Below are 21,408 nucleotides of genomic sequence, written 5' to 3'. Positions count from 1 at the left end.
CAGGCCTCTGATGCCTGTACAATTCTGTCTGATTACTTTTCCTGTGTCCTTTTCTTAGCCCTCAAAGATAAGCGAGAAAACAACCATGCGGGAATTCAACTTGTCGATAGCGCTGGAGTATTTAAGATTCGGGTCGCGGGAATGGATATTGCCAAGCCCGTTACTGATCTTGATCTCAGGCGACAGAATAAATACGGGGAAGTAAAAATTGAACCCCACACCCGCTTCAACCCCATAATCGAACTTCTTCAGCTTTACCAGGTCTTCTGCCTTACGGGCTGTTGAGTTGGAAGCCAGGTCATACTCGATCTTGCCACCGCCAAACATGTACACCCTGAAGTTGTTGATGCGGTCGCTGCGGAACTTGAGGTGCAGGGGTAACCCTATCAGGATACTCTCTACCCGTTTGGTCATCACCGGGGTTTCGTTCCTGTTAGGATCGGGATATTTTATGTGGTAGGTGAGATTCTTATAGGCAAATAATAACTGGGGGAAGATAGCCCGGAGCTCAAACCGGGGCGACAAACGCAGGGTATGCATACCTGCCAGGCCAAACCCGCCGGTATTTTCCGGTTCCACCACCATTACACTGTCACTCGTAAGAAATGACGGATGCTGGCTTACCTGGAACCTGGCATTATTATAAATAAGACCGATACCCAGATAGTAGGTTTTACTATCATGGTCAGGTAGATTTAACTCATCTCTTAATTGAGCATTTACCTGTTGTGAGGCGATCAAAAGCAATAGCCCTGCTGCCCATCTGTTTAATTGGCGGTTTTTGAGCCGCAATAAATTGTACATATTCCTAAACTCAGCCGTTTTAGTGTCGTATTCTTAAACCCAACTTGTTGTAAAATATGTAGAAATGTTTCGCCTTCAGGAAATGCTTTAACTGATTGATTTAAATACTGATACGCGTCCTTGTTCTTCGAAACCCACTGACCCGCACGCGGGGCAATGATGTTCATGTACAGGTTATATAAACCTTTAAATCCCTTCCTGCGGGGTTTTGAAAATTCAAGGATCACTGCTTTACCGCCTGGTTTTAGTACCCGGTACATTTCAGCCAGCCCTTTTTCAAGGTTTTCGAAATTCCGTACACCAAAAGCCACGGTAATGGCATCAAACGTGCCGTTGGGAAAGTTTATTGCCTCACTATCGCCCTTTAACAATTCTATTTGCTTAGATAGCAATAATTTATCAACCTTTTGACGCCCCAAATTGAGCATTCCCTCCGAAATATCTATGCCAATTATTTTTTCGGGGTTCAGGTACCTGGCGGTCATAATGGCCACATCGGCCGTGCCGGTAGCTACATCAAGTACCTTATTGGGCTTAATTTCTTTCAATTCGCGGATGGCGCGTTTACGCCAGCTTACATCTATACCGCCCGATAAAAAGCGGTTCAGGAAATCATACCGGAATGCTATCTGGTCAAACATAGCCGCTACCTGCTCTTTTTTGCTTTGCTGCGACTCGTTGAAGGGCACTATATTATCGTGTGAATATTTAGACATGGGGGGCAAAGATAATACAGTTTGTAGTTTGAGGTTTGTTGTTTGAAGTTGAGTGGCCGAAATTCGGAAAGTTTAAATAAAATCGGGGCATAATGAAGGGGCAGAACCACAAACCAAAAACTTGAAACCGCAAACTAGTTCTATCTTGCAGTATGATTATTCAATCTGCCACCTATCTCATCAGCAGCCCTGATTATACCAAATGCCCAAAAGCCGACCGGCCCGAATACGCCTTTATTGGCCGTAGTAATGTGGGCAAGTCGTCGCTGATAAATATGCTGTGTGATAACCAAAAGCTGGCAAAAACGTCTTCTGCGCCCGGTAAAACACAATTAATAAATCATTTTGATATAAAAAGCTACCCCCAGGCACATGTGGGTGGCTCGGTTAAACCCGATTCCTGGTACCTGGTTGACCTGCCCGGGTATGGTTTTGCCAAGGTTTCACAATCAACGCGCAAACAATGGGAGCAAATGATCGAGAATTACCTGCGCAAACGCGAAAACCTCATAAGTGTGTTTGTGCTCATCGACAGCCGTCATAATCCACAAAAGCTGGATCTTGATTTTTGCGATCAGCTGGGCAAGTGGGAAGTGCCTTTTTGTTTGGCATTTACCAAAGCCGACAAGGAAACACAAAAAGTTGTGAGCAAGAATGTAAAGGACTTTTTAGACGCCATGCGTAAAACCTGGCAGTTCCTGCCACAGAGTTTTGTGACCAGTGCCGAGAAAAAAATGGGAAGAGATAAAATGCTTACGTTTATTGAAGACTGCAATAAAGAAGCGGCTAATGCAGGGAATGAGTAGGTGATTTTTGAGGTGACAATGCCCTGAGTTGTGAAAGCGTGAATATTCACAACCAAATAATAAAAAACCCTCCGTTTACAGCGTGAGGGTTCGTTAGTTTACAACTTTGTTGGCACAGCTGCTACTGGCAAAAGCTTCGGGTTTGGCTTTAAACGCAAACCCCATTCCCAGTATGTAGCCCATGGCTTCCTTCAACGCATCATTACTTTTGAAATGCGGGTTGGTGTTGATGTCCGCATGCACTTCCATGTCTACATTGTACAAATTAAAGAGGTGGCAGAGGTCGTAAGCGATTTCAATACTCTTGGCAACTTCTACCAGCATTCTTTCTTTGATACTGTACTGCTTTCTTGTTTTTTCATTGTGAATGAACATGAATCCACCATGTCCTTCACGAAGGAAAACAATTACCGTAGCAAATTCTGTTTCTACTCCCTTTACCTGCGAATCGGTACCGATGCAAACTTTAAGGTGATAGCCCTTTTCAGTTTCGCGTTTGATAGCATTTTCAACGGCATCGATAATTGGCAGTTCAATCGGGTCGCCATTAAATTTTCTCCATAACATCATAGTGAAACGGGTTTTTCGAATTTACCGAAAAACCCGTTGTTCACCAAAACATATGATTATTATTGTTTTATTAACTTCAGCGTGGTAGCCTCCATATCGCCTTGAATCCGAAGGAGTATCAGGCCCTTTTGTGCATTTGTTATATCGATGTTATTTGTGCCGGTTACCATTTTACCACGTTGCAGTAAACGGCCGGTTCCATCCAGCACCTGGTAGTTGCAGTCCTTATCAACATTAGTTATGATGGAGTTGGTTACTACCGTACTCATTACTTTCACAGAAGCTTTATTATCGTCTTTATCGCGAATGGCAATAGTGTTGGAGTAGTATGATTTTTCATCGGCTGTTGTAATGATCCTGATGCGATAGAAGGGGGCGTTATCAGTTAACGGTTTCCATGAAAATGTTTTGGCGCCGGGACCAACCTGCGCCAGTGCATCATAATGAACCCCATCTTTTGAATTCTGAATCTCGATGGCTTTTACCGGTTCATCTGTTTCATATGTCCAGCTCAGGTTGTGCATGCCATCAGTTGCTTTGCCTGATAAGGCAAACCGGTGGATGGGCAGGGTAGTAAGGGGAGAAGCGCTGAGGGTATAATAACCCAGGCTTTCGCTTTTTACAAAGTTTGCATTGGCAGTACCTTCTATCACCACATAATAGGTACCACTGTTCAGGTTACTGTCCAGGCTCGCACTTACCAGGCTGGCGGGATTGTATTGTCCAATAGTATCTGCTTTGTGATCGAGCAGGCTTAATTTAATATCCAGGTTAGCGCCTGAATTGTTTACGCCTACATTCTCGGGTATGGCGTTCAGGTGTATGTAGGTTGGCGTGGTAAGGGTGAATTTAAATACGTCTTTATCAGTACCGGAATTTATTAAACCACTGGTGGCAAAACCGGTATTTGAAAACCCAACACTGGTGGCGGTTGCATGCGTATCGCCAATATCATCGGGGCGGTAACCAAAGTTATTGGGCGAGCCGGAGATGATAGCCAGGTCATCCTGGTAATAGTTACAGGCATAGGTATTGGTGCCATAATGCCAGGTAGTAAGATTTTTATAATAGCCTACGCCCATAATAGGCGCCCAGCTGGTTTCTCCTGAACCGGTACCGGGATTGTATTCAGTTTTTACACAGCTGGCATTATAGGCGCTCTGGTGCTGTAAGCCCAGGGTATGACCTGCTTCGTGTGAAATGGCCTCTGCCACGCTTTTGACGTTGTTACCCAGCAGGCTGCTGAATACCCAGGCGGGTGTACCATCGCCCCAGGTAAAGGAGCCCACATAAGCAACACCGCCATTACCACTGCCATACCATTGATAGCTTGGGGTAACAATCACCCGAATGCGTTGGTACTGCGGCGCAGCCAGGAACACGCTGGAGTCGGTAGTGATGTTTACATTAAAAATGCGGTAATCTTCAGCCACCCGGTTAAACATTTCATTGATGTCTGAAGGAGTAAAGCCGGAAGGTTGGGCGGTAATGGGACCGCTCCAGTTCCAGGAAGTGCCGGATACGTACTGGCCGTCAAAGTCCATGTAAATGGTGGCTCTGGCTGCCGGATAACTGTTTAACAGAGGGATTTGTGCCTTTACCCCTGTGGCCAGTGCAAGGCCACACAGTACGGTAAAAATGGTTTTCATTGGATTTCAATGCGGATTTGGATGTCTAAATAGTGTTCTGAGGTTTTCAGGGGGTACGGATCAACATGATTACTCAACCATGAAATACTGCTTAGGCTTCTTTATCCAGAAATACCGGTTGTTTTCTTCCGTTAGCACCAGCACTTCGTCTGACTTCGGATTGACAATGCGGCCTACCAGTTTTTGTGTATTATCGTTTTGTGTAATTACCGATACGGTGCACAGCGCGCCAGGCATACTGATGCTCTTAATGTTCATGTTCACCACGCCGGCTGCTGACTGTACTTTTTCAATCAACTCGCCCGAAAATTCAAAGTCGCCGAGCGTCATATTTATTTTGTCTGAAATACGATAGGCAGAAAGCCCTTTCATTGCTGAAAAGTTACATTCCAGCTTGGGGGGAAGTTGCGAAAGTGTTGTGGCCTTACTTAATGCAGGCTTTTGATTAAGGGTTACGGGTTGTTGCTGGGCGGTTATTGACTGGAATGCGAAACTGCATACCACTAAGAGCCCTACAGCATTCAGGTTTTTCATTATGTACGGGTTTTAGTGCTTGGATCTGGATTACGTTGGTATGGGTCTTAAGGATATACTAAATCTACGATTCCTTGATTCAATACAAAGGTATAACGTAACTGATATGCAGTTATTTTACAGTGGGGATATAATCAAATGATCTTAGTGTAAAATGTAAACTCTACTAAGAGTTATTACTATGGGTATTTAGTACTGACCCGTGCTCAGGAGCACTAAAGTGCATGCCTCCATGGGTTGGATGCCATTGCTTTTGGCCAGCTCGGATAACTCCGGATTTTCGGTGCCGGGGTTGAATATAATACGTTTTGGGCGCAGGCTTAGTATATAATCGTAGTATTCTTTCTGATTGGCGGGGTTCAGGTATAACGTAACTGTATCAATTGTTTCCTGGGGCTTTTTTTCGGTGATAATATCTACATCCAGTACTTTTCCCATCCTGCGACCCACGGCTACTACCGGGTGCTGATGCTTACGTAAACTGTTTATTGCCAGAAAGCTATAGCGGGCGGGATTGGCGGATGCGCCCAGTACTATCGTTTTTTTACTACCTGTTTCCATACCCATTACAACAACCTTTTTACTCAATTGGTTGTGGTTCAAAACTATAATATTTTCCGGGTAAACAAAATAATGAAATATGTGTTCAGGGCACCAAGCTCCTGCTAGAAAAGATGGTATTTTTTCCGGGGCGTTTGGCCAACGATCTCCGTTAACGCTTGTTCCAATGCGTTATACTTGAATGAAAATCCTGATTGTAATAACCTGGCCGGGTATACCCACCTGCTTTTCAGAATCAGTTCAGTTTCTGTGCCTATCAGGGCCGAACCGGCTTCCAGCATCCAGGCAAAAGCCGGTAACCCGATCTTATGGCCGGTGATGCGGCGCAGGGTATGCATAAAATCGGCATTGGTTACTGCGTTGGGCGAACTGCAATTAATAACACCTTCTTCCTCTTTGTGCTCATAACACCATTCAACAATGCGGCACAGGTCTTCAATATGTATCCAACTGTACATCTGGTTGCCATTGCCCTGGTGGCCGCCTAATCCTGCCTTTAACAGGTTGTAATATGGATTCATTACACCGCCCTGTCCTAAGGTAACGGCAGCCCGCAACGCTATCTTGCGGGTAAAAGGGGTGCGCTGTTCAAAAAAGGCCTTTTCCCAATGTTTACAAACCTGTACGGAGAAGTCCTGGTTAAGAACAGCCTGTTGAGCCCCCAGCCATTTTTTGCAGGTAAAACGTAACCTGTCGAAAAACGAAAAAGGCATATTATCATTCTTGGCGTCGCTGATAGCACCGGTAAATTCATCATTCGGTTTGTCGGTGGTATGCTGGTAAATAGTGGCTGATGAGGCGTTGATCCATAATTTAGGTGGAACCACTGTTTGCCTGATGGCGTCGCCAATGGTTTTGGTTGACCGGGTGCGGCTGTTGATGATCTGTTGTTTGTTCTTTTCTGTATAGCGGCAGTTCACCGACTTGCCTGCGAGGTTAATCACTACATCGGCCCCATCTATATTCTGCAGCCAGTGTTTTTCTACATGAACGCCATCCCATCGCCAATAAGTAATGTTATAGCCTTCTATGGCTTCTATCAGTTTTTGATCGTGGTTGTTATGATGGCTGTTTACCGGATGGCGGCTCAGCAGTATTACATGGTTATCTTTTCCAAAATGCCGCGCCATTGCCTGGCCAATAAAACCAGTGCCGCCGGCAATGACGATCTTTTTGTGTTTCATATAAACCGGTTATCAGTAAAAAGGAATAAACAAACAAATGCACAGGCCCAGTACACAGGCCAGGTTTATGGTAAGCACCACCCAGTAACGGTCGAGCATATTGGCGAAAATCATCCGCCTGAAGAATTCATGAAAGAACACGATCGATACCAGTATCAGGTATCCATAATTAACCCAGTTGCCTGGTTGTATATAGGCATCGGTAAATACCAGTGGTATCAGTAATAAATTGGTCACCAGGGTAAGCATGTTCACCTGGCCCAGGTATTCCAGCGCAGTTCGTTTGGGTAAGAACAAAGCCAGCATACAATTGAGTACAACCATACCGGCATGCAGGCCCAGCAGCTGGGTAAGGGATAACGTGTAACCGGGGAGCTGCGTTAACAGGTGTTGATGTACCGGTAAGATCAGGAGGGTGTTCACCAGCAGAAATATGGCCAGGAAAAATACCCGGTAAAATATATTGAACGAAGGCGTACAATCAACTTTCAGGGGCGAAGTTTTAACCGCAACAATTACTTTCCTGTTATAGGAAATGAAGCTGTACAGTTTTTTGAGGAACCAGTTTATGGGGCGAACCCGGCCAATGGTTTTTATGAGGGCGCATTTTTGTCCCAGTATTTCCAGTAAGGCATCGATGCCATACCACACCTGTTTGGTAGCCGGGTCAAGCAAAGGAATTTCATTTATGCTGCGTTGCCAGTTGATGCTATGTAACAGTTCGGGCGAAAGGGCTGTAAATGATTTGCGGCCTTCTGTGGTTAATAAGCCCGTTTTTACAAAGGCGCTGGTATAGGCTGCGCAAAGCGGACAATCATCATCGTAGATAAGGATTTTGTCTGAGGTTTCCATATTTTCAGAAATTAGTGAAAGTATAGGCTCAAATAAAAGCCGGTGAACCGGCTAAATACTGTTTGTAGTTTATGGTTTGAGGTTTGTGGTTGTTATTAAATCAGGTTCGCTACTAATGCTAAATTCAAAACATTTAAAATAATAAAGCATGCAAATGCTTAGTGATCTCAAAGTGCGCCAGCAACAACAAACTACAAACCACAAACCTATTTAAAGAACTTCAGCAAACTGCCAAGGAACCAGTTCTCATCGGCCTTCACCATAGTGTCGAGCATTTTATCGGCCTGCTGACCAAACTTGCGGATGTTGCCAATGGTTTCGGTAAACTGTTTGGCGTGCTTATCTTTTTTATCGCCCTCGATATCTTCCAGCTGATCCAGCAGGCGCAGCATTGGGTCCAGCTCCCGTTTCTTACGCTCCTTTACAATTTGCGTGGCCACTTTCCAGATGTCTTTTTCCGCAGAGAAGAATTCTTTTCGTTCTCCTTGTATCAGCACCCGGCTTACCAGCCCCCAGTCTATGAGGTCGCGGATGTTCATATTCACATTACCGCGGCTGATGCTGAGTTGTTCCATGATCTCGTCCTGGCTCAAAGGGTCGGGACTAATCATCAACAGCGCATGGATCTGCGCCATGGTGCGGTTAATGCCCCAATGCGTGCCGAATGCTCCCCAGGAAGCAATGAATTGTTGTTGCGCTTCTGCCAGTTTCATATTTACAATCCAAAGATAAGATGTGTTTCTGAATTTTCAAAACTTATTGAAAGTTATCGTGCAGGTAATCTGAATATCATGGGTTGGTGCTTGTATGATTTTTTCAACTGGCCATCCTGAACGGCAGGTTCCCAGCGGGGAGATTTGCGAATGATGCGTAATGCTTCTTCATCGAGGGAAAATTCAACGGAACGCCAAATATAGGAGTTGGGGATATTACCGGTTGTGTCAATTTCAAAGGCAACGGTGACCTCGCCCTGGATGTTGGCTTTTAATGCACGTTGCGGGTATTCCAGGTTCCTGGTCAGGTATCGTTGCCAGGCCGTGAGTCCGCCTTTAAATTCAGATTCTTTCTCCCCCTTTGCCAGGCTGTCTTTGGGTTTAGTACCCTTTACCTTCACTGCTTTTTTAGTATCTACCAGCACACCCATTTCATACGTGAGCTTTATATCATAAAAGGGATCGTTATAGATGTACCAGTCGCCGTGGGGGAGCCCCTTTGAGTAATTGCAAATGGAATCTGTTTTTCCCTTTGCGTTGAAAATGGTAAACCTCCCATGTGCAATAGTGCCCTTCTCGTCGCTACATTGTTCAGATCTGATCATTGGCCCATACATATTGTACGTATCAAATTGCCAGCAGGTATCGCTTACTTTGGTACGCCGGATAAAATAAGTCGCTTTATCTATACCGGCATCTTTCCAGTTTTCATCAAATGAAAAAAAAGCCTCAGCTGCTTTTTTATTACGCTGCCCGTAACTAAGGGCCGTGCCTGTTAGCAGGAGGGCGGTCAGGACCAGTTGTAAGGGTTTCATGCTTTAAATCAGGTTGGGTTGAATTTTATCTTATATCAGTGATGTATAATCACTATTTATTACATACTGCTAAAATAATAAAAAAGCGTCCCGTCCTGAGCGAAGTCGAAGGATGGGACGCTTTTCAACTATTCCTGTGGGATTTAATTACTGTTGTAAAGCAAAACCAACCGGTTGTTTTTTATAAGACTTTACGTTGTAGCCGTTCTGGGAAGCGGGGGTCCAATTGGGTGATTTTTTGATCACGTTCACAGCGGCCTGTCTTAACTGTTCCGGTCCGCTGATGGCCTCTATGTAGCTAAGGGTCCCATCTTTATCTACTATGAATTGTACTACCACAGTGCCCTGAATGTTTTTTCGTTTTGCTTTAGCCGGATATTCAAGGTGCTCCTGCAAAAAACTGAGCCAGGCGCGTTGGCCACCCGGGAAGTAGGCTTCCCTTTCCACTTTTACGTAGGTTTTATCCCAGTCGTCGGCTGATTTATTTACCCGTTTAATCGTATCGGTTTGTGCAGAACAAAGGAAAATGCAAAACAGTAAAGAGATAGATGCCAATAATTTTTTCATGCGATAATCTGGTTTTTGATTGACTAATGTGGTCAGCATCTCGATGGTAAGATCTAAAATAACAAGAAAAACCGAGGGGCAGTAATTTTTAACAAATGCCCGGCCTAACCGAAATTATCTTGGCGGACAGTCGAGTCTTTTATCGAGGCGTTTGGCAGTATTGCTGTTCGGTCGTAATACCAGGGCCAGGTAGGCGCCGCCGTTTTGCATTTTATTTTTACTGAATACATTGGCCCAGTTGTGGATACCTAATAACAGGGGGCCGAATTTTACTGCACCGCCTACCCATAGTTGTTCTTTGGTGTTAAACTGGATGGGTAGGAAAAATCCCATCTGCCGGGTTTCCCAACGGGGAGTAACGGTTAACATATTCAATTCAGTAAGCCGCCATTGGCTGCCGGTTAGCGACGACAGGTTTAGTGATGCATTGCCGTTTATATACCAGGCGCCCATAATAAAGCGATCGACGTTCAGCACCAGCCGGGCAGGGTTTATTACATGAAACATTCCCCTGGGTTGTTGAATGTTTTTGACAATGCCGGGCAGGTCGTCGTTAAAGTCTTGCAGTTTGTGAATGTCGGCGAACCTGATGTCCACCACCGTGTCAGTCACATTTGGCTGAAAGCCGCTGACCTTGCGGCTTTGGATGCCATAGTTGAATTGATTGAATCCTATGTCAAGCAACGACAGGCCAATCTTCCAGTCGTAATCGTAATACGTATCATCGTCCCAAACGGTAGTGATCTGTTGCGATTTAACCAGGTATTCAATGCCCAGGTCAAAAGAAAAGCCGGTTTGGGCATGGCTTAAAAAATCGCGCATGTTCTGGCTGGTGCTTTTTCCTTTTTTCCAGTTATCGTAATTGCTGGAGTAGCCGTATTCGGCAAACACATCCTGCAGGGTATAATCGCTGATATTGTTATGCACCGTTGGTGTGGCGCTGCCGTTCAGAATATTGATGTAGCCGCCGCTGATGCCCCGGGATATTTTGGCTGTAACACCGGCGTTCAGGCGGGTATCGGCATTGTCCCAGATGGTTTGCGCCCAGGTAACATAGAATTCCATCCAGGCGCTGTGTGTGAAATCGCCAAACAGTTTACGGTTGTAATTGCCGAGGTCAAAAAAATCGCGGGTGCTGGTGACGGTATCTATATAGTTGAGCTTACTGGTACTTGCCTCTGTGTAACTGCGCAGGTTCAACCCAAAGGCAATAGCTTTGTTGCGGTTGAGGGCAATGCGGGTATTGAGCAGGTTAACATTAATATCGTCATAGGCAAACCGCCTGAAATCGCCATCCTTAATACTATACTGCGATTTAGCGGGATTGCTGAACAACGACCAGTTGTGAATAATGATGCTGTTGGTGGCATTCTTTTTCTGTACTCCTAAAATGGTAACATCCCATTTGTAAGGAGTATTCAAGATGGAGGCGGGGTTATTGCCAACGCCCAGGCTGCCTGCATAATTACTACCCTGAAGCGCATAGTAATTCTGCGAGTAACCATTTATGTGAACCAGAAGTAACCATAGAGCGTGCAACAACCACTTTTTGTTAAAATGGTTTACCATGAGTTTGACGAATTAGGAACGCTACAAACTTTGGAAAGGGCTTGACCAGTTTTATGAGTACGTTGGATAGGATTGGGCTTCCAAAGAAGCTTTGTAACAGTCGACCAGCCTGCAGGCGCCGGCCAAAAAATTTTTCCCACTGCTCGGTGTATTGAATTTCCATTTCATACCGGTTAATTCGTCCCTGTAAAAACGAATTGATCTCTTCAAAGGCGAGTTTGCTGCTGTGCAGCGCCATGCTCATGCCATTGCCACATAGTGGTGCAATAAGGCCGGCAGTGTCGCCAATCATCAAAACATGGTTTTCAACTTGTGTTTTTTTATTGAATGAGATCCGGGAAATGGTTAACGGCTCCTCGTATAACATTTCGGCATTGGAAAATATTTTCTCAAGAAAAGGATTCTTCATGAGAATATCCTTTTCCATACTACTAATATCGTTCCGGCATTTACGCAGGTTAGCGGCCGTAGTCAAATAACAAAGACAATATTTGTTTTCCTCAATTTGGGAAATTCCACAGTATCCGTTCTCAAAATTGTGGAGGGCGATCAGGTCGGCAGGGTGATGGGTGCGGATGTGGTATTTGACTGCAATATAATGATTAAGTTTATTGGGCTTAACTTTTGTGAATTGTCGTTTCCATTTTATATCCAGGTTGCCGCGTTTACCATAGGCGCCTGCTACCACAGTTGCCTCTGAATCGCCTTTATTGGTGAACAGTAAAAAGCTGTTGTTGCGATAAACAACATTCACCACCTTGGTTTCTTCCAGCAGGGTAACGCCTTCCTGGCGGGCAATATCGGCCAGCAGTTTATCAATGGAATACCGGCTGATGCCAAAACCGCCTAAGGGTAGGGTAGATTCAATGTAATTCCCATTAGGCGTTGTAATAAGCAGGCGGTTGATAATAGGCAGCTGCATATCGCTCAGCGGCAAACCGAGGTCCTGTAAAAAATTCCAGCTTTCCAGGCTGATGTATTCACCGCAAACTTTGTGAAAGGGATATTTCTCCCGTTCAAACAATACGGTCTTATAACCGGCACGCGCGCTTTGAATGGCCAGAGCAAGCCCGGCCAGTCCACCACCCACGATGGCAATATCATATTTGGGTTGTAGGCTCACGTTACAGGTTAATCACAATTGTTTTTTGATACAATCAGCCAGCGAAAGGCCCATTTCCATTCTATAAAATAATCAGGAATACCCGCTATGCTGAAAAACTGGATCCATTCATCTTTGCTAAAACCGCGGGCTACAGATAAGGGTGCATCGTGTTTAACGAGGTAGCTTTTCGAAAACAGGTTAGTCAGTACTTTAATAGAATAATAAGCTGCCTTGTGCCGGTGCAGGTCGTTTATAAAGAACCCAAGCCGGGCATTGGTTTTCATCCATTGCAATTGTTTTACCATTTCCCGGTCGGAGAAATGATGACAAAACAGGGAGGAAAAAATTATATCCGGTGGTGTTTCCAGTTCTACATCTTTATAATCGGAGGTGATCAACTGAATATTACTGAGTAACCGTTTGGCCGCCACTTCAATACAATGCGGGTTGATGTCAATGCCAATAAAAGCGACGGGAATACTTCTTTTATCGCACCACTTTTTTATGGCCACCAGGTTATCTCCGCCGCCACAGCCAATTTCACATATAGTGATCGGCCCCTTCGTTTTCAACAATGCGGCCAGGCCCTTGATGGTAATGGCATGTCCGCCCAGCCAGGTGTTGATGAAATTTAACTCCTGCATATTCCTTTTTATGTCTTCAAAAGGAATATCCGGGCGGTCGAGCAATTCGGATTGATATGATCGGTGGCGAAAATTCACGTTTGTAATATATGACTTTCTGCCTGACCCGCGAAACCCCTGTGCTAACTGGTTGAAATATTAGCAATTCGTTGATGCTACAAATGTTTCCATAGTAAGGCCAGGCCCAAATGCTGCGGCAAAAATGTGTTCTTTTCCGTTGTGGTTATGCAGGAGGGCAGGCGCCATTTTTTTGAGTACGAAAAAAATGGTTGCAGACGACATATTCCCATATTGCTGCATAACGTCATACGAAGCCTGCAGTTCGTTTGTTTGAAACGACAGGGTTTTGTGAACGGTTTCCAGGATCTTTTTTCCGCCGGGGTGTATAGCCCAGTGCGAAATTTCCTGTTTCGATAACCCGTTTTTGGCCAGCGCCCTGCTGGTAAGTTCGGCAAAATCTTCTTCGAGCAGGTCGGGAATATAATTGCTCAGCGTCATCAGAAAACCGGTGGAAGATACTTCCCAGGCCATATCTTTTTTGCCTTTGGGGATCACTTCCGAATAAAACCCATCCAGGTGCAGGCCTTTCAGCGGGTGTTCATCGGCAGTAACCACCGCAGCGGCGCTGCCATCGGCAAATAACAGGCTCGATGCAATGTTATCCATCGTTGCCTCCCGTTGAAAATGTAACGTGCACAGCTCCGTGCAAACGATCAATACTTTTGCCTGTTTATCGGCCTGGCAAATAGCGTCGGCAGTTTTCAGGGCGTGAACGCCGGCGTAGCAGCCCATAAAGTTGATGGAAGAACGCGCAGTATTCCGCGGCAGATCGAGCAGCTCCATTACCTGCAGGTCAAGCCCGGGGGCGCTGAGGCCCGTACAGCTCACTGTGATCAAATGCGTGATCTCCGATTCTGGTAATTTCCCATCCATACAATCGCGGATAGCGTTCACCGATAACTGCGGCGCATATTTGTGATACCAGCTCATACGCAGCTCAAGCGACGGAAATGGTTCCAGGTTCTCGGTATGCGGATAAAATTTCCATTCGGGACAGGGCCGGCTGTAATCGGGGATCACGGAATAACGGGTATCTATATGGCTTTGGTGGTACAGAAAACGTAACCGGCGTTTGTCGGCATCCGAATACGAATAAATAAGCTGCATGAATTGCAGAATGTCTTCCTGCCTGTGCCGGAATGCGGGCACTGCGGTACCAATGGCAATAATTTTACTCAAAACCCCTCCAGATTAATAAGGTAAGGAATGCAAGGTTGGTACAGACAGATGCCAGCATATTCATTCGCATGGTATTGGTAAAATTGGCATTGCCAACGTCTTTCCACACCAAACCTGCCCACCTGAAAAAATATACGAGAATTGGCAGCATTACAGTTGCTAACAAGAAGAATTTTTTTTGTTCGTTATGCGCGAAGTACGACATCGCCAGCACACTCATGGCCAGGGTGTAGACTAGTGCCACAAAAATAAAAGTACCGCGGTAACCCAATAAAGCGCTGATGGTAATTACGCCGTCTTTTTTATCGGCTTCGTGCTGGTAAATTTGCGTGAGCGGGTAAAAGCCACCGATAAGTAAACTCGCCGCCACCATATTGGCCGGTGGTATTGTTAACGTTTTGTCAATGCTGCTTCCGTGATAAACCATAAAATACGTTACGGCGCCCTGAAATATAATTACAATTGCATAGCCTGCTATCGGGTGTTTTTTTAACCGGATGCCCCGGTAGCTGTATGCTCTTGAGGCGGCTATATAAGCTATTATGCAAATAGTAAACCAGTAGCTGATAAAAAGACTTAATATGATGGCCGTCACATCCATGACAATACTTACATAAAATAACTGGCGTGTTGGCTGTTTGGGACGCTCTATGCCGCCAATTGGCGTTTCATCGTGGTCCATGTACGAGTTGTACCCATTGCTGGAAGGATACACCAGGAAATGCAGGATGAAAAATATCAATACTGCATGGGTAGTATTAATAACAGGCACCTGGCTTACAGCAAACAGGTACACCGGTAACAGGAAGAACGAAAAGTGGAACCTGAGTAGTTGAATGGTACTTGACTGTAGCATAAAACAATGTGATAATCCGATAATGTGATAATTAGCTAATGTAATGCAAAGCTGCCAGCTTCTGTAAATAAAATAGCTCACGCGAAGCATTCACGTGAGCTGTATTTCATTATCACATTATCGGATTATCACATTATCGGATTAACTCTCTTCTGCTTTTTGGGAGTTTACCAGGTAGCCAGGGAGATCCATGCCCGCCATATCAAAAATATCTTTCAATGGGGGTACTGCTTTATACAGACCCGACACAAAGTTAGCGGTAGAGCTTTTGCCCGGGCCGTTCTGCCCGTTTTCCCAAACCGTTATTTTATCTATCCTGATGTTCCTGATAGCGTCTGTTTGCATTTTCACCAGTTCGGGTAATTTATCGGAGATGAGTAACAGCACTACATCTTTGGGATTATTGCCTGCTGCCTTCACGATCCTTTCTAAACCTTCGGCCTGTTTGGTTAAGATCTCATACATACCCCTCGCTTCCGCTTCCCTTTCGCGGCGGGAAGCTTCTGAATCGGCTATCAGTATTTTCGCAAGGTTTTCTCCCTGTACCGCAACCGAGTTGGCGGTTGCCGATTTAATACGCGTATCTCTGTCTGCTTCTACCTTACCAATTTGTTCATCTCTATTAGCCGCAGCGATCAGGATCTCTTTATCTTTTTCTGCAACAGCTATCATGGAGTTGCGGTCGCGTTGGGTTTCGGCAATCTGTACGTCGCGTTCCTTCTGGGTTTAGGATGATGTCTTTGGCCAGGTCGTGGATCTGAGGTTGTAATAAAACCAATAAACATTCGGCGGCGTTTTGCATTACGCCCTGTTCGGTAGAAATACCAACCGTAAAACGGGAAGGCACATCTACACGAATGTTTTGTTTACTCAACGCATTGGTAAGATTCACCTCAATGGAAATAGGAGTGGTGAGGTCGAGGAATTTGTAATCCTGTATTACCGGCCAAATGAAAGCCGCGCCACCGTGTATACATTTGGCGCTCAGGTTACCGTTGGTGCCATCTTTTGACCGGCCTACTTTACCATATACTACCAGTACACGGTCGCTGGGACAGCGTTTGTACCGCCTGAACATAGACATGGCATGGCCATCGCCATGGCCGGTATCGCCTCCGGAAAGGCTAAGTAAATTTTGTAACAGGTAAAGCGAAGAAAAAGTAAAGGCAATTCCCCAAAGGATCTTTTCAAAGGCTTCAAGGTGTTGCCACCAGGTGGTAATGCTGAGCAGCATAATTTTTCCTTTATACATTATAGGTAGTTGAGAAGCTGGAAACATGACAAAGCAGCATTACAATTTTATCAGGATTTAATCCTATTGCTGTTTTCTGCTGGTATTTGCTCTTTATTATTACCTTAATTTGGCGGCCATGAAAAGGCTATTCTTTTTTTTAATGTTAGTGCATGGAGCTGTTTTAGGCCAGGCACAGATAAAACCCTTTCGTTACATTCATATTAGTGATACGCACATCGGTTCGCCCAATGGGTCGGCCGAGGAAGATCTCCGTCGTACCATCCAGGATATTAACCAGTTGAACAATATTGCCTTTGTGATTATCACCGGCGATATTACCGAACTGGGTACCGATGCCCAGCTGGCGAAAGCCAAACAGATCCTGGACAGTTTAAAACCGAAATACTACATTATTCCGGGTAACCACGATGCGGGGTGGAGCGAAAGCGGCGGCGATCATTACACCAGCACTTTCGGGTACGATAAATTCAAATTCGATTATAATGGTATCCGGTTTATCGGGTGCGCCTCTGGTCCCTACGTGCGCATGAGCGATGGCCATGTGCCGCGCAATGCCATTGTTTGGCTGGATAGTGTGCTGGCTAAAACACCCAAAAATCAACCCATTATATTTTGCAATCACTATCCCATCGATAACGCCCTGGATAACTGGTATGAAATCACAGACCGGTTAAAAAAGTACAATACACTGATGATCATGTGCGGGCACGGACACAACAACCATGCTTTGAATTTTGAAGGCATTCCCGGGGTAATGGGCCGCTCGAACCTGCGGGCCAAAGCGCCGCTGGGCGGGTATAACCTGGTTGATGTAACACCAGATTCCATTATATATACCGAACGCCGCCCGGGTGGCGAACCTTTGCAACCCTGGACAAAGGTGATGCTGCATAGGGTTGATACTTTTGGAAATTATGAGCGGCCTTCTTATGCCATCAACAAACAATACGCACAGGTAAAACCGAAATGGACATTCTCTTCCGATGCCAATGTGATCTCTACACCTGTAGTCACTAACAATTTGGTAATATTCGGCAATCAGAATGGTGTGGTAACGGCACTGGTGCAACAAACCGGTAAAAAGAAATGGACATATAAAACCAGCGGCGCTATTTTTTCATCACCTGCAGTGAGCGCCAATAAAGTAGTATTGGGTTCGGGCGATGGTTATGTATATTGTTTGAATTCGCTTACCGGACAACTGATCTGGAAATATAAAACCAACGCTTCGGTATTAGGTTGCCCGGTGATTGTAAAGGATACGGTTTTCATAGGAGGCAGCGATCACAATTTTATGGCATTGAACCTGGCAAACGGAACGCCTTTTTGGAAGTTTGCAGGCTTGCAGGGACCGGTAGTAAGCACGCCGCTTGTTTGTGGCAATAACGTGATCTTTGGCGCCTGGGATAAGAATCTGTATGCAATAAACAGAAGCAATGGACAACTGGCCTGGCAATGGAATCCTGGTTTTACTGTAGTTAATTTTTCGCCCGCAGCCTGTATTCCCGTAGCGCACGACAGTGTGGTATATGTGGTTTGTCCAAACCGCACGTTGTACGCCATCGATGCAGTATCTGGTACCACCTTATGGAAGAACAGTGAAACACGCGTACGCGAATCGATAGGCATTTCTGCCGATGGAAAGTATGTATATGGAAAGACTATGCAGGATACCGTAGCAGCCTATGCTACCAGCCGCACAGAGCAACACCCGGCCTGGGTAATGAATGCCGGCTTTGGTTACGAACACGTGCCCAGTATGCTGATTGAAAAAGACGGCCAGGTTTTCTTTGGTACGCGCAATGGCGTGGTGTATGCCATTGATCCCGCTACACAAAAAACTATCTGGGCGCATAAGATCGATAACTCTATGGTGAATACCGTTCGGGTATTAAGTAAAAAGCAGTTGGTTGTTTCTACCATGGATGGGAAGGTTAGTTTGTTGGGAGTTGACACGTTGACTCGTTGACAAGTTAACACGTTGACGAGGTAAAAGAAGGTGAAATAAAGTGGAAGGTTGATAGGGTAGCGAGGCATTTTCATTATAAAACATTCACCAACATCTTCAGCGCCGCAGCATATTCCGCTGCGAAATTGCCGCCGCGGTCGGGATAGCCTTTTAGTTTATCAAATGCCGCGTCAAGCATTCCATGCGCCTTATGCGCGTCGGTACTGTCGTAATATACTTTTGTCCAGGCATCATCCCCCTTGAATTTCTTCATGCCTATACCACCGCTGTAGAACCTGATAGGACAAAGCAATTTTTCAATATTGAAATAAGGGATCCTGTTGCCGGAGATGTTGGCAAAATAGCCGGAGTAATAATCCACCACCTGTTTAAGCCTTGCTTTGATAGCCTCATCGCTTTCGGGTTGCGTTGGTTTTGTACGCCATTTGTTCAACGCAGGATCAAACAGATCGGGGACGCTGTCGTTGGTCCTTAATTTTTGAAGAATATAGTTAACAAACAAAGTGTCCTTGTTTTTGCCAATAGGGTTTTGCAGCCGCAGGCTGTCGTGCCAGTAATGCTTGATCGTAAACAGGGATTTGTCCTGTTCAACAAGATACCTGTATTGAAGCAGGATCTGGTTATTGTCGTTAATAAACCACTGGCCGGTTGACTCTTCAATTTTACCATCATCTACCGTTACAATGCCTTTGGGTTGAAAGTTAAAGGCAGTCAGTTCTAAACTTTTGTTTAAGGGCGCCATTACTGAATCCCGGTAGGCGTACAGCGCATCCTGATCGCCGCTTTCAATTTTTGCGGAATTGGTCACTCGTATAAGCATCCAGTTGCCCATCAGGGAATCTTTGGTAAACGGCAATCCGTCTTTGGCGTTAGGTGACTGGCATGAATAAAAGCTTATTATAACGAATAGCAGGTAAATTACAGGCCTCATTGGGGTTTGTTGCTTTTGTGATAGCAAGTTTATAGTTTTAAGTTCAAAGTTCAAAGTTCTCAGTTCTTAGTTCTCAGTTCTCTGTTCCGCGTCGCAGCTGTATGCCTTTTATCTCTGCCCTCTGCCAATTCACCAAAAGCTACACATAAAAGAAAAAGCCCCACCATAACAGTGAGGCTTCCATATAATCAGGTGTAATTTGTCTTAAACGAGCATTCTCAACGGCTCTTCCAACAACTGTTGCAGCGTTTGGAGGAAGGCGGCGCCGGTAGCTCCGTCAACCACGCGGTGGTCGCAGGTTAAGGTAACTTTCATGGTGTTACCAACAACGATCTGACCATTCTTCACTATAGGAACCTGGTTAATGGCGCCTACAGCGAGGATACAAGCGTCTGGTGGGTTAATGATGGCAGTGAATTCTTCAATGCCGAACATACCCAGGTTGCTGATGGTGAAGGTGCTGCCTTCCCAATCAGATGGTTGCAGTTTTTTATCTTTTGCTTTTTTCGCAAACTCTTTTACTTCAGTTCCAATCTGTGATAATGATTTCAGATCGGCAAAACGTACAACAGGCACCAGTAAGCCTTCTTCAACAGCAACGGCTACACCGATGTTCACATGATGGTTAACGCGGATCTTATCGCCCATCCAGCTGCTGTTCACTTTAGGGTGTTGTTTCAGGGCAATAGCGCAGGCTTTTAACACCATGTCGTTGAACGAAATCTTAACCGGGGCTATTTCATTTATTTTGGCTCTGCTTTCTACGGCTTTATCCATGTTGATTTCCATGGTGAGGTAGAACTCAGGTGCAGTGAACTTGCTTTCAGAAAGACGCTTGGCAATTACCTTACGCATTTGCGAAACCGGTACATCTTCAAAGCTTACCTGGCCGGCAACGGCAGGGGCGGTAGTTTTACCAGGCTGTGCAGTTGTTTGAGCGGCTTGTCCACCACCTGCAGCAGGCGTATAATTGTCAATATCGCGTTTAATGATACGGCCGCCATCGCCGGAACCGGCAACTTTGGAAATATCGATGCCTTTATCGGCGGCTAATTTTTTAGCGAGGGGTGAAGCGAGCACTCTGCCATTGCTGCCGGATGCGGCAGGAGCGGCAGTTTCGGCTGTTGCGCTGGCGGTTACAGCAGGCTGGGAAGCAGCTTGTGGCTGGCTTTGAGCAGCGGCGGCAGAAGTAGATGAACCACCACCTTTGGCGGCAGCTACGATCTGGTCAACATTTACTTTCTTTTCGTCGCCAATGATGCACAGCAGGGCGTTAACAGGAACTTTATCGCCTTTTTGCGCACCGATATATAATAATTTTCCTTCTTTATAGCTTTCCAGCTCCATGGTAGCCTTGTCGGTTTCCACGTCAGCCAGCAGGTCGCCTTTTTTAACGTTGTCGCCCACTTTTTTATGCCAGGCGGCAATAACGCCTTCTGTCATGGTATCGCTTAAGCGAGGCATCAGGATCACTTCCTGCATATTGGCCAGGTCGAGCGTAGCGCCACCGGCAGCGGCTGGTTGAGCGGCGGCAGCTTGTTCGGCTTTTGGTGCTTCAGGCGCCGGGGCAGATGGAGCAGCAGCGGCTTTTTGACCACCACCACCAAGCAACGAGCTGATATCTTCACCTGGGTTACCAATAATGGCCAGCAGATCATTTACCTGTAGTTTTCCCCCTTTTTCAGTACCAATGTGAAGCAGGGTGCCATCTTTATAACTTTCCAGTTCCATGGTGGCTTTATCGGTTTCCACCTCAGCCAGTAAGTCGCCTTTCTTTACTTTGTCGCCTACCTTTTTATGCCAGGCCGCTATCACGCCTTCTGTCATGGTATCGCTCAGGCGGGGCATTAAGATCACTTCAGCCATAAATTCTTATTTGATATTCTGATTTTTTCGATTTGAGTGCCCGAAATTACAGCAAAATGCTCAATTGGAAAATTTAACCCTTAGCCTTTTGCCGGATAAGGAATTCAGCCTGTTAGGAAAAAGGTAGAGTACCAATTTTTTTCGTTTTTTATAAAAAAGGACCCTCCAAATTGAAATATTCGAAATAATTCGGTTTTTTTAAG

Annotated in this window: 22 protein-coding genes; 2 read left to right on the top strand and 20 right to left on the bottom strand. The window is 45.5% G+C overall.

Annotation, left to right across the window (positions count from 1 at the left end; translation table 11 throughout):
- Nucleotides 1-54: 54 nt before the first annotated feature.
- Both porT and ubiE read right to left on the bottom strand, forming a co-directional pair.
- Nucleotides 55-804: a type IX secretion/gliding motility protein PorT/SprT gene (gene porT, locus NIAKO_RS27275; RefSeq protein ID WP_014221688.1), complete on the bottom strand. Its 750-nt coding sequence runs from the start codon at nt 802-804 to the stop codon at nt 55-57.
- Nucleotides 768-1,520, bottom strand: a complete 753-nt coding sequence (ubiE, locus tag NIAKO_RS27270; RefSeq protein ID WP_014221687.1) for a bifunctional demethylmenaquinone methyltransferase/2-methoxy-6-polyprenyl-1,4-benzoquinol methylase UbiE — start codon at nt 1,518-1,520, stop codon at nt 768-770. The genes porT and ubiE overlap by 37 nt, the downstream gene beginning before the upstream one ends.
- Before the next feature lie 152 nt (nt 1,521-1,672).
- Between ubiE and yihA the strand changes: the two genes are divergently transcribed.
- Complete coding sequence (gene yihA / locus NIAKO_RS27265; RefSeq protein ID WP_014221686.1) at nt 1,673-2,326, top strand: ribosome biogenesis GTP-binding protein YihA/YsxC; 654 nt, start codon at nt 1,673-1,675, stop codon at nt 2,324-2,326.
- A 93-nt stretch (nt 2,327-2,419) separates the two neighbouring features.
- Here yihA and NIAKO_RS27260 read toward each other — a convergent pair whose 3' ends face one another.
- The 16 genes from NIAKO_RS27260 to NIAKO_RS39205 form a co-directional block, all read right to left on the bottom strand.
- Nucleotides 2,420-2,893 (bottom strand): ribonuclease H-like YkuK family protein, encoded by a 474-nt coding sequence (locus NIAKO_RS27260; RefSeq protein ID WP_041349456.1) that lies wholly within the window; start codon nt 2,891-2,893, stop codon nt 2,420-2,422.
- Nucleotides 2,894-2,955: 62 nt separating this feature from the next.
- Entirely contained in the window at nt 2,956-4,545 is a 1,590-nt protein-coding gene (locus NIAKO_RS27255; RefSeq protein ID WP_014221684.1) for a zinc-dependent metalloprotease, read from the bottom strand.
- A gap of 69 nt (nt 4,546-4,614) precedes the next feature.
- A complete protein-coding gene (locus tag NIAKO_RS27250) occupies nt 4,615-5,079 on the bottom strand; it encodes a hypothetical protein (RefSeq protein WP_014221683.1) in 465 nt (154 codons plus the stop codon).
- Between the two features lie 189 nt (nt 5,080-5,268).
- The gene (locus NIAKO_RS27245) at nt 5,269-5,682 is read right to left on the bottom strand and encodes a CoA-binding protein (RefSeq protein ID WP_242675473.1); all 414 of its coding nucleotides are present in this window, start codon (nt 5,680-5,682) and stop codon (nt 5,269-5,271) included.
- Between the two features lie 62 nt (nt 5,683-5,744).
- Entirely contained in the window at nt 5,745-6,824 is a 1,080-nt protein-coding gene (locus tag NIAKO_RS27240) for an epimerase (protein ID WP_014221681.1), read from the bottom strand.
- A gap of 12 nt (nt 6,825-6,836) precedes the next feature.
- Complete coding sequence (locus tag NIAKO_RS27235) at nt 6,837-7,676, bottom strand: DCC1-like thiol-disulfide oxidoreductase family protein (protein ID WP_014221680.1); 840 nt, start codon at nt 7,674-7,676, stop codon at nt 6,837-6,839.
- Between the two features lie 206 nt (nt 7,677-7,882).
- Nucleotides 7,883-8,389: a GbsR/MarR family transcriptional regulator gene (locus NIAKO_RS27230; protein WP_014221679.1), complete on the bottom strand. Its 507-nt coding sequence runs from the start codon at nt 8,387-8,389 to the stop codon at nt 7,883-7,885.
- Between the two features lie 53 nt (nt 8,390-8,442).
- Nucleotides 8,443-9,204: an energy transducer TonB gene (locus NIAKO_RS37260; protein ID WP_014221678.1), complete on the bottom strand. Its 762-nt coding sequence runs from the start codon at nt 9,202-9,204 to the stop codon at nt 8,443-8,445.
- 147 nt (nt 9,205-9,351) lie between these two features.
- The gene (locus NIAKO_RS27220; RefSeq protein ID WP_014221677.1) at nt 9,352-9,771 is read right to left on the bottom strand and encodes an energy transducer TonB; all 420 of its coding nucleotides are present in this window, start codon (nt 9,769-9,771) and stop codon (nt 9,352-9,354) included.
- Between the two features lie 114 nt (nt 9,772-9,885).
- On the bottom strand, nt 9,886-11,340 hold the full coding sequence (locus NIAKO_RS27215; protein ID WP_014221676.1) for a hypothetical protein: 1,455 nt from the start codon (nt 11,338-11,340) through the stop codon (nt 9,886-9,888).
- Entirely contained in the window at nt 11,324-12,463 is a 1,140-nt protein-coding gene (locus tag NIAKO_RS27210) for an NAD(P)/FAD-dependent oxidoreductase (RefSeq protein WP_014221675.1), read from the bottom strand. The genes NIAKO_RS27215 and NIAKO_RS27210 overlap by 17 nt, the downstream gene beginning before the upstream one ends.
- 8 nt (nt 12,464-12,471) lie before the next feature.
- Nucleotides 12,472-13,167 (bottom strand): methyltransferase domain-containing protein, encoded by a 696-nt coding sequence (locus NIAKO_RS27205; RefSeq protein WP_014221674.1) that lies wholly within the window; start codon nt 13,165-13,167, stop codon nt 12,472-12,474.
- 60 nt (nt 13,168-13,227) lie between these two features.
- Complete coding sequence (locus NIAKO_RS27200; protein ID WP_014221673.1) at nt 13,228-14,328, bottom strand: type III polyketide synthase; 1,101 nt, start codon at nt 14,326-14,328, stop codon at nt 13,228-13,230.
- Nucleotides 14,321-15,184, bottom strand: a complete 864-nt coding sequence (locus tag NIAKO_RS27195; RefSeq protein WP_041347376.1) for a UbiA family prenyltransferase — start codon at nt 15,182-15,184, stop codon at nt 14,321-14,323. Before NIAKO_RS27195 ends, NIAKO_RS27200 begins: the two co-directional genes overlap by 8 nt.
- A gap of 141 nt (nt 15,185-15,325) precedes the next feature.
- Nucleotides 15,326-15,856 carry a flotillin family protein gene (locus NIAKO_RS39210; RefSeq protein WP_049815619.1) on the bottom strand — a complete coding sequence of 177 codons (531 nt, stop codon included), beginning with the start codon at nt 15,854-15,856 and terminating at the stop codon, nt 15,326-15,328.
- On the bottom strand, nt 15,831-16,436 hold the full coding sequence (locus NIAKO_RS39205) for an SPFH domain-containing protein (protein WP_049815618.1): 606 nt from the start codon (nt 16,434-16,436) through the stop codon (nt 15,831-15,833). The genes NIAKO_RS39210 and NIAKO_RS39205 overlap by 26 nt, the downstream gene beginning before the upstream one ends.
- Nucleotides 16,437-16,554: 118 nt before the next feature.
- Here NIAKO_RS39205 and NIAKO_RS27185 point away from each other — a divergent pair, with 118 nt between their 5' ends.
- Nucleotides 16,555-18,408 (top strand): outer membrane protein assembly factor BamB family protein, encoded by a 1,854-nt coding sequence (locus tag NIAKO_RS27185; protein ID WP_014221671.1) that lies wholly within the window; start codon nt 16,555-16,557, stop codon nt 18,406-18,408.
- Nucleotides 18,409-18,481: 73 nt separating this feature from the next.
- Here NIAKO_RS27185 and NIAKO_RS27180 read toward each other — a convergent pair whose 3' ends face one another.
- Nucleotides 18,482-19,339 carry a hypothetical protein gene (locus NIAKO_RS27180; protein ID WP_014221670.1) on the bottom strand — a complete coding sequence of 286 codons (858 nt, stop codon included), beginning with the start codon at nt 19,337-19,339 and terminating at the stop codon, nt 18,482-18,484.
- A 204-nt stretch (nt 19,340-19,543) separates the two neighbouring features.
- On the bottom strand, nt 19,544-21,205 hold the full coding sequence (locus NIAKO_RS27175) for a pyruvate dehydrogenase complex dihydrolipoamide acetyltransferase (protein WP_014221669.1): 1,662 nt from the start codon (nt 21,203-21,205) through the stop codon (nt 19,544-19,546).
- Nucleotides 21,206-21,408: the final 203 nt, after the last annotated feature.

The sequence above is a fragment of the Niastella koreensis GR20-10 genome (assembly GCF_000246855.1).
Taxonomy (GTDB): Bacteria; Bacteroidota; Bacteroidia; order Chitinophagales; family Chitinophagaceae; genus Niastella; species Niastella koreensis.
This window is presented reverse-complemented; position numbering and strand designations above follow the sequence as displayed.